The following is a 13,345-nucleotide window of genomic DNA, read 5'->3' on the forward strand; positions in this document are numbered from 1 at the left end:
TGACTTTCATATTGAAAAGTGGACGGCTATCTTTGTCCAAAATTTAATGCGATGCCGAGCAATTTTGTAGAAGAACTGCAATGGAGAGGGATGATCCACGATGTGATGCCCGATACAGAAGAACACCTAAATGAGGCCATGAGAGCGGCCTACGTAGGCTTTGATCCTACCGCAGATTCGCTGCATATTGGAAACTTGGTGCCCATTATGCTCTTGGCACACTTTCAACGTGCAGGTCATAAGCCTGTTGCTTTGGTTGGAGGTGCAACGGGAATGATCGGTGATCCATCTGGAAAGTCCAGCGAGCGTAACTTGCTTGATGAGGCTACGCTGCGTCGCAATCAAGAATGCGTACGCGCTCAATTGTCGCACTTTTTGGACTTTGATTCCGGAACTGAGAATCAGGCGGTGATGGTAAATAACTACGACTGGATGAAAGAATTCTCTTTTTTGGATTTCATCCGCGATGTTGGAAAGCACATTACTGTAAACTATATGATGGCCAAAGATTCTGTGAAGAATCGTCTCACAGGAGAAGGCGCGCAAGGAATGTCCTTTACCGAGTTTACCTATCAGCTTGTTCAAGGTTATGACTTTTTACACCTCTATCAAAACGAAGATTGCACCCTTCAAATGGGCGGTAGCGATCAGTGGGGAAATATCACCACGGGAACAGAATTGATTCGTAGAATTGGCGGTGGAAAAGGTTTTGCTTTGACCTGTCCGTTGATCACCAAGAGTGATGGAAGCAAGTTTGGGAAGAGTGAAGGCGGAAACGTTTGGTTGGATCCAAAACGAACGTCTCCTTACAAATTCTACCAGTACTGGATCAACTCCGCAGACGCGGACGCAGAAAAATACATCAAGATCTTTACTTTCCTGGATCAGCAGACGGTGGAATCTTTAATTGCTGAGCATAAAGAGCAGCCGCATATGCGTTTGTTGCAAAAGCGTTTGGCAGAGGAGGTGACCACTACCGTTCACGGCAAAGAAGCCTTAGAGCAAGCCGTTGCGGCATCAAACATACTCTTTGGAAAATCTACGGCTGATAGTCTCCGTACTTTGGATGAACAAACCTTCTTGGATGTGTTCTCTGGAGTGCCTCAAGCTGAACTTTCTCGTGCGATTTTAGAAGAAGGAGTAGATATGATCGCAGCTTTGGTAGAGCATTCTGACTTTTTAAAATCAAACGGTGAGGCGCGCCGCGCCCTCAAGGAAAACTCCATTTCTGTGAATAAGGAAAAGGTAAATGAATCCAAGACCTTAAACGCATCGGACTTAATAAACAACAAGTTTATACTGCTGCAACGCGGAAAGAAGAATTATTTGGTCTACAAGATCAACGATTAATAAGAAAAGCCCGCTCCTATCGAAGCGGGCTTTTTTCTAACCAACTAATTAACTAACCAAATTATGAAGGGTGCCCAAAATATGCAATAGAAAATCTATTGCGTATTGAAATCACTTCAAAACCAAACGATTAACTGTGTTTTTATATTTAACCATAGCTCTGCTATGCTGAAATACAGAAAACACTTGGTTTTTTTGTGCTTTCAAATCCTCACTACGACCTTCTAGCTCATAGTTTGGGCATAACTTTTCTTTCTCATATGAAACGCGTCTTAGCAGCGCGATTAAAAAGTTACTTTCTCATTCTTGGGTAGTCAGTCGGATATAATTTAATTCCTTACAAAAAATTTGACACCTCTGGAAAAGGGACCATGGTGCTGATCAAAACAGCAATGGAATTTTTCACAATAAGGGTAATGGATACCAGTAAACTCGCCACCATGGTTGCTACGGAGGCGTTGTTGTTTTTAATGGATTCAAACTCATTGATGCCTTTGGTCAAGGCAGAGAATAAGAGGAACACAGCTCCGTTGATCAAAACTGCAATGATAAAGCCAACGGTCAAACTCAAGCCCGCGTAGGTCAAAACTTGTCCGGTGCTCAGGCCTGGGTCTTGGACAACTGCCGTGCGAATTACGTTGGTAATGGAAGGAACCAACTCGCTCAGAATTAATCCGATGGAAATAAAGATCCCCGCACAGAAAATAGCAAAAGCCTGATTGGAAGCTTCCAAGGCTTCATTGCGAAAGAAAAACAGTTTGAGCAGTTTAAAGCTCATAAAAAAGATACCTACAGAGAGGATCAGACCAATAACGATCTCTAAAACGGATAGATAAAACAAGTTGTCCATAAACCAATTATTTACTTCTTAATACGATGTTCCAATGCGAAAGGTCATTCATGCTTGCGCCCATTTGACCAATTCGGAAATATTTTGAGGTGGTCTCCCACACATAATAGCGTTTGCCACGCCAGACCTTGTATTGACCGCTGGCGGGTATGTTTAATCCGAGCACAGAGTGACGGTAAAAATTACTGTTCAAGATTGCCACGTCATAGTCAAAGTGTTTGAGTACGCTATAGATCAAAACTGTACGCGTGTCACAATCTCCCTTTAGTGTTGCGATAAATTCTACTGGAGCCTGAATACCAAATTGTTTATTGCCAATACAACACTCCGGGCAGTTTTCAAGTACTTCAGATATGGTCTCATCACTGTACTGATCTGCCGGGAGGCAAGCCCCAGAAAAGACCAGCGCATACGGGATGTCTTGGATACAAGTGGTGACCATCTGCGCAAATTCCATTTGATTGAGCTGATGCTCCTGTTGCAAAAGCGCAAAGGTTTCAAAAAGTAACTCCAAACTGTCTTCATTGCGACTTTCTAAAAAGGCATAGAGTTCCCCCCAAAAAAGCTCCGGATCCCCGCGATGTTGGTACTGAGCAGATAGGTCTTTGAGGCTGGCATAATCTTCTTGAGTAACACGCAATGAGCCTTCATAGGCGTTCCCAGCATTGTCCTTCCAACTTCTATAAGAACTCCAAATAGGCACCGCTTGCTCATTAACGTACAGGGTGTCTGCCGAAACTACGTTTTCTTCTGAGTATTCATAGCTGTAGGTTTGGGTGTGTTTGGCGACCTTGTTGAGAAAACCTGCAAAACAGAATACTACGACCAGTATAAAAATCAGCCTGTAGCGAATCCTTGAATTAAGACTTGATTCCTCTTTGGGTTTGAGCATTTGCTTAACCAACCAACTACAAGCCACAACGGCAATGAAGTAAATTATGCCAGGGCGAACTCCAAAGGCGTACAGAAAGCCAAAGACAGCCACTGTGATCAGCAGTAAAAGTACGAGCCACAAACAGCCTCTAGCTAGAGTGTCCGATGATTTACTCATTTAAAGAACCATTATATTGCATCCGCGTAGATCGCTTTGATCAAATCTACCTAAAATTTCGAAACTGCCATCGGTGTGAATTTTACCCAAATCCTGTGTGGCCAAAAAGCTGCAGGAATAATAGTTGGCCAGATCAATGATAGAGATACCTCCGGTAGCTCCTTGGGTGTATTCAAAAGGATCATTGGGTTGCCGTGTGAGTACCTTCATCCAAGGTGGAGTGGTAAATCTGCCAGTCTCTCCAGCATAAGCTTGAGAAAGGAGTTCGGTCATGCCGTATTCTGAATGGATGGCCTTTGCGCCAAAAGAAGTTTTTAGTTCTGAGTGAAGTTCACTGCGGATGAGCTCCTTTCGACGTCCTTTCATACCTCCAGTTTCCATGACTATGCCGTGTTGAATTGGGAGCGGTCCAAGGCTTGCTAAGTCCAAAAGAGCAAAAGAAACTCCAATGAGCACATATTTTTGTGCTTTGGCTTCAAGACCTTCAATGGTGGTACGTAACTGATCAAGATCATCGAGATAGAAACCGCTTTCAGCGCGTCCGCTTTTTTTTATCCAATGATCAACCATATAGACTAGTGAGGCGTCTTGACGCTCGAGATAACTCGGAAGTAATCCCAAGATCACATAATCTTCTAAAAGGCCGTAGCGCTGCTCAAAACCAGCAGTAAAACTTAGCTCATAAAGACTGGGATCAACTACATAATGCGTACTGGGAACACTTCCAGTGGTTCCGCTGCTCCTAAAAATAAGTTCGGAAGATTTTTCTGAGGCGATCAGTTTATGATCTTTAAAAAGCGAAACGGGTAAAAACGGAAGGTCCTCCAATTTTTGAACATTGGAAGGATCTCGCTTTAAGTGATCACAAAATTCTCTGTAGGGAGCACAATGCTCGTATTGGTATGCAAAGACCTGCAAGGCCGATTCCAAAAAGTTGGCGGCTGTAGTATTTAACAACAGTTCTTTGGGATTCATACCGGCGGATTAGCTCGGTAAAATTAGGCAAAAAAAAAGCGCTTCCCCAACGGGAAACGCCTTTCCTATAATTGAAAGTTCGAATTAACGAACCACTAATTTCTTAGTAGAAGTGAATCCGTTCTCAGTTACTTGAACCAAGTAGATTCCAGAGCTAAGTGCTCCAATGTTCAAACGAGAGTTAGTCACTTGAGACTGCAATACACGCTGTCCAAGTACGTCGTATACAACCACGTCTTTAGTTTGGTTTGTAGCAGAAACAATGTTAAGTACGTCTCCGTTTGCAGGATTTGGATACATGCTGAATCCGTTGTTGTCTTGCGTGTCAACACCCAATACTTCTTCTCCTTCTACAAGGACATTGTCAATAAACAAAGCCTCAGAACCAGAGTTAGAACGGAATTCGATAACCAATTGGATAGTAGATCCTGCAGGTACACTAGCAGATCCGTTGATCCACGCACCTTCAATACCAAGGTCGTTGATGTCACTTCCAAAAGTATTTAAGATATCGATCTCAGAAGATCCAGTGATGTCTCTTACAAAAATGCGGATCACATCATTACCACTGCTATTAGAACCATCAGAATACTCATAACCAGTTTCTTGGATCCAGTAGTCTAGGCTTACTGTTACGTTTTCGAAATCAGTTAGGTCGATTTCTTCAAACTCAACGATCATGTTTCCGTCAGAATCTTGGAATTGGTATCCTTGGACACCATCCGTAAAGGCTCCAACAGTTCCTGTAAAGTTAGTTACCCCAACAAAGTCTCCGTCTGTCAAACCAGAACCTGGCTCATCATACGGCTCATAACGTGCATCTACTGCCATTTCTGTTCCTCCAGATTGATCTACTGGAGTTTCCCCAGCGTTGTTGATAAGGTCGTGAGCAACTGTTGCGTCTCCTGTGTCTGTGTATTGTCCGTCGTTTACTCCGGCTTCAATCACTTCCTCTTCAAAACTTGTACTTGAAATTACTACCGTCTGCGCTTGCATCATTCCAGCCAGCATAAGGGTTGCAATAAGTGTAATTTTCTTCATTATGAATTTAGTTAAAATTGATTGGGTCAAAGATACAAAGTTTGCCAGAATGGCTTCTTAAATTATCTCTAAATAAACGCTCTTAACCATATGATAACACAGGTCTTAGTGCTTATTGCAGAGTCAATTAGGCCGATGAAGCTATGTTAACCGAATGTTTTGATTGCTTTACATAAAGTTTATATCTTGTAATCAAGCTAGAGAAGCGCATTTAAATAACATTATCTTTGGTTCAAGCAGATGTATACAAATTGTATCTGACCACTGAATGGCCGCCAAGACCTTTTTGTCCACTGGCCGATAAATTTGAAATCGATGAAAAAAAAGGATATGAAGATCCTCCTGGTTGACGACGAGCCAGACATCTTAGAAATCGTTGGGTATAATCTTTCTAATGAGGGATACCAACTAACCACCGCAGAAAACGGACTAGAGGCCATTGAAGTGGCCAAAAAGATCAATCCACATTTGATCATCCTCGATGTAATGATGCCAGAAATGGACGGGATGGAAGCTTGTGAGAAATTGCGTGCTATTCCAGCCCTTTCAGACACTATCATTACCTTTTTGACTGCTCGTGGAGAAGACTATTCTCAAGTTGCCGGCTTTGAAGCCGGTGCTGACGACTATATCACTAAGCCCATCAAACCAAAAGTATTGGTCAGTAAGGTGAAAGCTTTGTTGCGTCGCTTTAAAGATGCCGACGAATCTGGTGCTGCTGTAAGTTTAGGTGATTTGGTGATCAACCGTGAGGAATACAAGATCATTAAAAAAGGCAAGGAACTATTCTTGCCGCGCAAAGAGTTTGAACTCTTAGCGCTTTTGGCCTCTAAACCGGGGAAAGTTTTTAAGCGAGAAGAGATTCTCGAGAAGGTTTGGGGTAATGAAGTGATTGTTGGTGGAAGAACCATTGATGTGCACATCAGAAAGCTCCGTGAAAAAATTGGAGATAACAGCTTTAAAACAGTCAAGGGTGTAGGCTATAAGTTTATTGTCTAAATCCTATCTTTGGCTGTGTCCAAGTCTGATTCAAAATATTCATTTGCCCTAGTTTCTGCGCTTTACTTATCTATCGCAGTAAGCTCCGGCTTTTTTCTTTTCTTAAAGTTTACGGACCAGCTCAACCTCTGGTATGTGCTCATTGCCTTTCTTGCTGTATGGCTTGTCGGGATCATTGTAGTAGAATTGCGGACGCGAAAGTTCATCCTGCGTCAGATCAAAAACATCTATGACGAGGTAAATTCGCTAGAAGAGACCACTTTAGAAAACGACAGCATTACTACGGACCTAGCCACCTTTTCCAAAAGTGTAGAACGCTTTACACGTGAAAAACGTTTAGAGATCGAAGCCATGCAGATCCGAGAGAATTACAGAAAGGAATTCATGGGTAATGTTTCCCACGAACTCAAAACACCGCTGTTTACGGTTCAAAGTTATATCCTGACCTTGTTGGATGGAGCTTTAAAGGACAAAAGCGTTCGCAAAAAGTATTTGGAACGCGCCAGTAAAGGGGTAGAGCGACTCATTGTAATTGTACAAGACTTGGACATGATCTCTAAATTAGAGGTAGGAGATCTAAACTTACACAAAGAGAATTTTGATATCATAGAGCTCTTGCAAAACGTATTTGATCTCTTTGAGATGCGCGCTCAGAAAAAAGGAATCACCCTAACTTTTGACACTCAATACGCTAAGCCTATCATGGTCTATGCAGATCGGGAGCGCATTCAACAGGTGACCACTAATTTGATCGTTAATTCGATTAAATACGGCAAGCAAGACGGTACTACAGAGGTTAGCGTGGAAGATCTCATTCAAAATAAGGTGATCATTCGAGTGACTGATAACGGAGAAGGGATCGAACAAGAAAATCTAACCAGACTTTTTGAACGCTTCTTTAGAGTGGACAAAAGTGGTTCACGAAAAGAGGGTGGTTCTGGACTCGGTTTGGCTATTGTGAAGCACATTTTAGAAGCTCACGGAGAAAAGATCTACGTCGAGAGTGAATTGGGTGTGGGGTCTGAATTCTCCTTTACCTTAGAAATGAGCGAATAGCTCTTTGAGGTCGACAGTTTCGTGACCTAAACGCAATCCTGAGTACAGAGGTACTTTTCCCAATGCCTGTAAATTAAAACGATGCTGAGTCACATAAGGAACCAAGCCTTGAGCGGATAGTTTTTTTGCCAAATATTCCTGTTCATATTGGCCCGGTGTTGGAATGAATAAAGCTTTCTTTTCCAAGGCGGCAAGATCCATGATCGTGGTATAACCTGATCTTGAAATCACCAGTTCGCTGCTGTTTATGGCTGCTTCCAGTTCTTTGGAGGTCATAAAGGTCACTATTTCTATATTTCCATGCTTATAGCGACTTTGTGGTTGATCTGTTTTGCCTAAAACACACAAGACCCTTTTGTCAGTATCTGCAAAGGATTCAAGCAGTAATTCTTCTAAAAGTGTACGTTGAGGTTCTGGTCCTGACAGTAAAATGAGGTAATCGTGGGTGATGGGAAGCTCCTTTTTTTCAAAGCGACTCAGGGCGCCGATATAGGTGGTGTTTTTAGGTGGCTTCGCCGGATGTCCCAGTCTGCCTGAAAGATTGGGTTTGGCTTTGTGATCAGGTACCCAACAGGCGTCAAATCGTTTGATGATCTGCTTGTGAAGCTTAGAACTGATCCCGGTGGTGGTGCCGCTTAAAACTTCTAATTGATGGGTTATAAAAGCCGAATACACCTTATTACTTCGCACCCCTAAACGGTTGTCTGAAATGATCCCATCCACCAAACCTTCAGAAACCCATTGATTTACAAGCTTGCGTTCTTGTTTTGCTGCTTTGAGTATACGCGGACTCTGTAAAAGCATTTGCGCTTTAAAAAGATGCTTCTTTTTGGAATAGCTAATGTTGTATCCGGGTAATTCTTTAAAAGGAAGGTCTGGGAACTCCTCTCTAAGCAAGGACAGGGCAGCTCCATCACTTGCGATCAAAACATTGTAATTGCTTTCTAATAGTGCTTTAATGATAGGTATGCAGCGCGTGGCGTGACCTAATCCCCAGTTCAAGGGCGCGACTAGTATGGTTTTGTTTGGTTTCATTGGGGGTAATAATGTGCAAAAATAGCAATATGGAGGCGGATTTTATTTCCTTAATTTTACCAAAAATTAAAATTCATTGGGCAGCAAGAATAAACTGAAACGATTCCGGGAGAACGAAACCTTTGAAAACGTGATCCAACCCACCCGAGAAGAGGTCATCAACGACAGCTTAAAACTCAAGGGAAATTGGAATGCAGAGGTCTTTAAAAATGACAAGCCTTTGGTGCTGGAGCTCGGTTGTGGTAAGGGCGAATACAGCGTGGGTCTAGCGCAAGCCAATCCAGACAAGAACTTTGTCGGGATCGATATTAAAGGAGCTCGTTTTTGGCGAGGTGCTAAAACCGCCTTAGAAGAAGGTTTGCCCAATGTTCGTTTTTTGCGGACTCAGATTGAATTGATCAATTACCTCTTTGATGCCGATGAGGTCTCTGAGATCTGGATCACCTTTCCAGATCCGCAGCTCAAATACAAGCGCACCAAACACCGCATGACCAACCCAGAATTCTTGGATAAATACCGCAAGCTCCTCGGAAATCCTGGGTTCTTGCACCGCAAAACAGACTCCGAATTCATGCATGGTTATACCTTGGGACTTTTACAGGGGATTGGCGCTGATATCGTTTATGCTCATCACGATGTTTACGGCAACGAATACACTCCAAAGGAAGTCACCGCCATACAAACCTATTACGAGAAGCAGTATTTGGAGCAGGGTAAAAAGATAACTTACCTCAAATGTCATTTGGGGGAATAATTTTTTATCTTCCCAGATGTAAAGAAGCTGTATGGGGCTATTTCCACATTTGATCTTTGGTTTTGTCGCGGCCTTTATTGGCGTGATTCCTCCTGGTTTATTGAACATTTCTGCGGCCAAGATCAGCATGCATGAAGGGCGCAAAAGCGCTGCAACCTTTGCCGTTGGTGTGGGCGTTACCGTTTTAATTCAGACGTATTTAGCGCTCTTATTTGCGCGCTATTTGGAGATGCATCCTGAGATCATTCAGTTGTTGCGTCAAATTGGTTTAGGCATCTTTATTTGCTTGACGATTTATTTCTTTTTTATCGCCAAGGATTCCAGAAGAAAACCAGCGGATGAGGTTACCAAAACTGGGAAAAATCGCTTCTTTTTGGGCATGCTCTTGGCGGCTCTGAACCTGTTACCGTTGCCGTATTGGGTTTATATTAGTATCACTTTCAATGCCTTCGGATGGTTTGAATTCAACCCGAATGCAATTTTGCTTTGTGTGATCGGATCGGTTTTAGGGACTTTAGCCATGCTGGGTATTTACATTCAATTTTTCAAACACCTCAAGAAAAAACAAGGGGAATCCAAAGTGAATATGAACTACGTTATTGGCGGTATTACTGGGGTCGTCTCCATATTGACCTTGATTAAAATTCTAAACAACCTCTAATGACTGAAGCTTCTTTTTTTGATCGAGTTTACGATGTGGTGCGTCAAATTCCAGACGGTCGTGTAACTAGTTATGGAGCTATTGCTAAGTACCTCGCTGCTCCGCGCAGTGCGCGTATGGTCGGATGGGCCATGAATGCTTCTCACGGGAAAGATGTTCCGGCGCATCGTGTGGTGAATCGAAAAGGCTTACTCACCGGGAAACATCATTTTCAAGGAACCAACTTGATGCAACAACTTTTGGAGAATGAGGGAGTTGTGATCATTGACAATCAGATTCAAGAACTCGACAAGCACTTTTGGGATCCGCAGCAAGAGTTACCTCCTCCCTTTTAGGGCGCTATTCAAAGCCCTGATTTTCACATCAATCATTTTGATGACGCCCTTTTATTTTATGGGCCTTTAGTGGTATCTTTGTATTACAGAAAGTTTCTAAAAACGGAACTGTTTCATGAAGATAAAAAAACAAGACGTACTGGATGCCTTAGCAACAATTTCTGTTGCGGGAGCCGGTCAAAATATGGTAGAGAGCGGAGCGGTCAAAAATGTGATTGTCTTTGCGGATGAGGTCGTTGTTGATTTACTGCTGACTACACCTGCCATGCATATAAAGAAACGCGCTGAGGCAGACGTGATCAAAACCATTCAGGAAAAGGTCAGTACAGATGCCAAGGTACAAGTGAATATTAAGGTTGAGGCTCCGGTGCAAACCCAAAAGCCTAACTTGATTAAAGGAAAACCAATTCCGGGAATTCAGAACATCGTTGCGGTGGCTTCTGGAAAGGGCGGAGTTGGAAAATCTACTGTAACTGCAAACATTGCCGTGAGCCTTCAAAAAATGGGCTTTAAGGTGGGAATATTAGATGCAGATATCTACGGACCTTCCATTCCCATCATGTTTGACGTGGCTGAAGAGCGTCCGCTTTCTGTCAATGTGGACGGAAAAAGTAAAATGCGCCCTGTGGAAAGCTATGGCGTAAAGATCCTTTCTATTGGTTTCTTTACCCAGCCTAATCAAGCGGTGATCTGGAGAGGTCCTATGGCGGCTAAAGCACTCAATCAATTGATCTTTGATGCAGCTTGGGGTGATCTGGATTTTATGCTGATTGATCTTCCTCCGGGAACGGGAGACATTCACTTGAGTATCATGCAGAGTTTGCCAATCACTGGTGCTGTGGTAGTAAGTACGCCACAAAATGTTGCTCTAGCAGATGCTCGCAAAGGGGTGGCTATGTTTCAGCAAGAGAATATTGACGTTCCTGTTTTGGGGATCGTTGAAAATATGGCCTATTTCACTCCGGCAGAACTGCCTGATAACAAATACTATATCTTTGGAGACTCAGGTGCCAAGCACTTAGCAGAGGACTTGGAAGTACCTTTGTTGGGAGAAATTCCTTTGGTACAAGGGATCCGAGAAGCTGGAGATGTTGGACGCCCTGCGGCCCTTCAGACAGAAACAGCAACAGAGCAGGCTTTTGAGATGCTTACCCGTAATGTGGTTGAGCAGACTGTAAAGCGCAATGAAAGTTTACCGCCAACTGAGGCGATCAAGATTACGACTATGGCTGGATGTTCAGCTGTAAACAAATAAAAATGACACAAGCAGAGGTAAAACAGAATGTAGAAAAGGCTTTGGATGAGATCCGTCCTTTTCTGGTAAGTGATGGAGGAGATATCTCCTTGATCGAAATTGCAGACGATATCGTTACTGTGAAACTTCACGGAAACTGTGTGGCCTGTAGTGTGAACCAAATGACCTTGAAAAGCGGCGTGGAGATGACCATCAAAAAGTACGTGCCGCAAATACAAAAAGTGGTTAACATTGATTAAAATGATAAGGGTCATGGCCTGTGTGTCATCTGCCCTTTAAATTTGACCGCCAGAAGTAGCACATTCGATTTATGATAAAAACCGATATACTGATCATAGGAGCCGGCCCCACCGGATTGTTCGCAGTTTTTGAGGCGGGTTTGCTCAAACTAAAGTGTCACTTGATAGACGCACTGCCGCAACCTGGCGGACAATGTGCGGAGATCTATCCCAAAAAACCCATCTATGACATTCCAGCTTTTCCAGAAGTTTTGGCGGGAGATCTTGTGGATAATTTGATGAAACAGATCGAGCCGTTTCAGCCTGGATTTACCCTAGGTGAGCGCGCTGATACCATTGAAAAGCAAGAAGATGGAAGCTTTATAGTAACGACAAACAAGGGCACCAAACACCATGCGCCCATTGTTGCAATTGCAGGTGGTTTGGGGAGTTTTGAGCCTCGCAAACCCATCTTGGAAGGTCTAGAAACCTTTGAGGATAACGGCATTGCTTATATCATTCGAGATCCTGAGGTGTATCGCGATAAAAAAGTATTGATCGCTGGTGGAGGAGACTCTGCTTTGGATTGGAGTATTTTTCTAACGGATGTAGCTTCCGAGGTGACCTTGGTTCACCGCCGTAATGAATTCCGAGGCGCTTTAGATTCCGTAGAGAAAGTACAGGAATTGAAGAATCAAGGCAAGATCAAACTCATCACTCCTGCTGAGGTAACTGCTTTACACGGCACAGATTCGCTAGAAGCGGTAACGGTGACCAATACTAGCACTAAAGAAGAAACAAAGATCGAGATTGACAATTTCATCCCGCTATTTGGCTTGTCTCCTAAGCTAGGGCCTATTGCCAACTGGGGATTAGAGATTGAGAAGAATGCCATCAAAGTTGACAATTCTCTGGACTATCAGACCAACATTCCAGGCATCTATGCTATTGGTGATGTCAATACTTATCCTGGTAAGCTTAAATTGATCCTCTGTGGTTTCCACGAGGCGACCTTGATGTGTCAAAGTGCTTACAAACGCATCTTCCCAGATAAGCGTTATGTGATGAAATACACCACTGTAGGCGGAGTAGAAGGTTTTGATGGAACAAAAAAAGAAGCGCCAAAAGCAGTCGTTAAAGCGATTGAATAACCCCCATGAGTGATATTACTCTTCATATAACTGATCGTGATGGAACCACGCATGAAGTGCAGGCTCCAACGGATATGAATATGAATCTAATGGAAGTGGTCAGATCTTATGAGCTCGCTCCAGAAGGAACCATTGGTATTTGTGGAGGAATGGCCATGTGCGCCTCTTGTCAGTGTTATATTGAGAGTGACCACGAGCTGTCAGAGATGGGAGATGATGAAGACGCCATGCTGGGTCAAGCCTATTTTGTGCAAGAAAACAGCCGTTTGGGATGTCAACTGCACATTCATCCTGATATGGATGGTTTGGCGGTGACTTTAGCTCCGGAGGAGCCTTAGGCTTTCATATAATCCGTCAGTTTCTGCGGACCTTCTAGTAATACCCTTTCAATTTTTAATACTCCGGTTTCATCTGTGGCCAATTGCCATTTGATGAGCGATATGCTCCCGTTCTCGATCTCAATTCCTGTAATACTGCGTGGGTGTACACAGCTGCCGTCATTGAAGTAAGGGGTCTCGCCAGGTTCTGGAAATCTAGGTCTGTGGGTGTGTCCGCATTTGGGCATTAAATTGTCCTTTTCACGGATCCATTTTTTGGTGCGCTTCTCTACTATG

15 protein-coding genes and 1 pseudogene are annotated in these 13,345 nt (G+C 43.3%); 10 read left to right on the forward strand and 6 right to left on the reverse strand.

Annotated elements, in window-relative coordinates; all coding sequences use genetic code 11:
* Positions 1-51: 51 nt before the first annotated feature.
* Positions 52-1,350: a tyrosine--tRNA ligase gene (gene tyrS / locus HRT75_RS03735; protein WP_291182825.1), complete on the forward strand. Its 1,299-nt coding sequence runs from the start codon at positions 52-54 to the stop codon at positions 1,348-1,350.
* Positions 1,351-1,687: 337 nt separating this feature from the next.
* Here the strand turns inward: tyrS and HRT75_RS03740 are convergent, their stop codons facing one another.
* From HRT75_RS03740 to HRT75_RS03755, 4 genes are all read right to left on the reverse strand, one after another.
* Positions 1,688-2,200, reverse strand: coding sequence for a DUF350 domain-containing protein (locus HRT75_RS03740; protein ID WP_291182827.1), 513 nt, complete (start codon positions 2,198-2,200; stop codon positions 1,688-1,690).
* A gap of 7 nt (positions 2,201-2,207) precedes the next feature.
* Positions 2,208-3,251: a hypothetical protein gene (locus HRT75_RS03745; protein WP_291182829.1), complete on the reverse strand. Its 1,044-nt coding sequence runs from the start codon at positions 3,249-3,251 to the stop codon at positions 2,208-2,210.
* The gene (locus HRT75_RS03750) at positions 3,252-4,226 is read right to left on the reverse strand and encodes an acyl transferase (RefSeq protein WP_291182831.1); all 975 of its coding nucleotides are present in this window, start codon (positions 4,224-4,226) and stop codon (positions 3,252-3,254) included.
* An 84-nt stretch (positions 4,227-4,310) separates the two neighbouring features.
* Positions 4,311-5,267: a T9SS type A sorting domain-containing protein gene (locus tag HRT75_RS03755; protein ID WP_291182833.1), complete on the reverse strand. Its 957-nt coding sequence runs from the start codon at positions 5,265-5,267 to the stop codon at positions 4,311-4,313.
* Positions 5,268-5,582: 315 nt separating this feature from the next.
* Here HRT75_RS03755 and HRT75_RS03760 point away from each other — a divergent pair, with 315 nt between their 5' ends.
* Both HRT75_RS03760 and HRT75_RS03765 read left to right on the forward strand, forming a co-directional pair.
* On the forward strand, positions 5,583-6,266 hold the full coding sequence (locus HRT75_RS03760; RefSeq protein WP_272831376.1) for a response regulator transcription factor: 684 nt from the start codon (positions 5,583-5,585) through the stop codon (positions 6,264-6,266).
* 9 nt (positions 6,267-6,275) lie between these two features.
* Positions 6,276-7,322 (forward strand): ATP-binding protein, encoded by a 1,047-nt coding sequence (locus tag HRT75_RS03765; protein ID WP_291182836.1) that lies wholly within the window; start codon positions 6,276-6,278, stop codon positions 7,320-7,322.
* Here the strand turns inward: HRT75_RS03765 and HRT75_RS03770 are convergent.
* On the reverse strand, positions 7,305-8,357 hold the full coding sequence (locus HRT75_RS03770; protein ID WP_291182838.1) for a glycosyltransferase: 1,053 nt from the start codon (positions 8,355-8,357) through the stop codon (positions 7,305-7,307). The genes HRT75_RS03765 and HRT75_RS03770 overlap by 18 nt on opposite strands.
* Before the next feature lie 76 nt (positions 8,358-8,433).
* Here HRT75_RS03770 and trmB point away from each other — a divergent pair, with 76 nt between their 5' ends.
* From trmB to HRT75_RS03805, 7 genes are all read left to right on the forward strand, one after another.
* Positions 8,434-9,111 carry a tRNA (guanosine(46)-N7)-methyltransferase TrmB gene (trmB, locus tag HRT75_RS03775; RefSeq protein ID WP_291182840.1) on the forward strand — a complete coding sequence of 226 codons (678 nt, stop codon included), beginning with the start codon at positions 8,434-8,436 and terminating at the stop codon, positions 9,109-9,111.
* Positions 9,112-9,142: 31 nt separating this feature from the next.
* Positions 9,143-9,772 (forward strand): LysE family transporter, encoded by a 630-nt coding sequence (locus HRT75_RS03780; protein ID WP_291182842.1) that lies wholly within the window; start codon positions 9,143-9,145, stop codon positions 9,770-9,772.
* Positions 9,772-10,107: an MGMT family protein gene (locus tag HRT75_RS03785; protein ID WP_291182844.1), complete on the forward strand. Its 336-nt coding sequence runs from the start codon at positions 9,772-9,774 to the stop codon at positions 10,105-10,107. The genes HRT75_RS03780 and HRT75_RS03785 overlap by 1 nt, the downstream gene beginning before the upstream one ends.
* A 115-nt stretch (positions 10,108-10,222) precedes the next feature.
* Positions 10,223-11,362, forward strand: coding sequence for an Mrp/NBP35 family ATP-binding protein (locus HRT75_RS03790; RefSeq protein WP_291182846.1), 1,140 nt, complete (start codon positions 10,223-10,225; stop codon positions 11,360-11,362).
* A gap of 2 nt (positions 11,363-11,364) precedes the next feature.
* The gene (locus HRT75_RS03795; RefSeq protein WP_272831382.1) at positions 11,365-11,601 is read left to right on the forward strand and encodes a NifU family protein; all 237 of its coding nucleotides are present in this window, start codon (positions 11,365-11,367) and stop codon (positions 11,599-11,601) included.
* A gap of 71 nt (positions 11,602-11,672) precedes the next feature.
* Complete coding sequence (locus HRT75_RS03800) at positions 11,673-12,731, forward strand: NAD(P)/FAD-dependent oxidoreductase (protein WP_291182849.1); 1,059 nt, start codon at positions 11,673-11,675, stop codon at positions 12,729-12,731.
* A 5-nt stretch (positions 12,732-12,736) separates the two neighbouring features.
* Positions 12,737-13,069: a 2Fe-2S iron-sulfur cluster-binding protein gene (locus tag HRT75_RS03805; protein WP_291182851.1), complete on the forward strand. Its 333-nt coding sequence runs from the start codon at positions 12,737-12,739 to the stop codon at positions 13,067-13,069.
* On the opposite strand, the pseudogene HRT75_RS03810 reads toward HRT75_RS03805, so the two are convergent.
* Positions 13,066-13,345 (reverse strand): annotated as a pseudogene (locus HRT75_RS03810) (serine/threonine protein phosphatase); the annotation flags it as partial. The gene HRT75_RS03805 and the pseudogene HRT75_RS03810 sit on opposite strands and share 4 nt — an antisense overlap.

Origin of the sequence: Gilvibacter sp. (genome assembly GCF_013214815.1) — a bacterium.
GTDB lineage: Bacteria > Bacteroidota > Bacteroidia > Flavobacteriales > Flavobacteriaceae > Gilvibacter.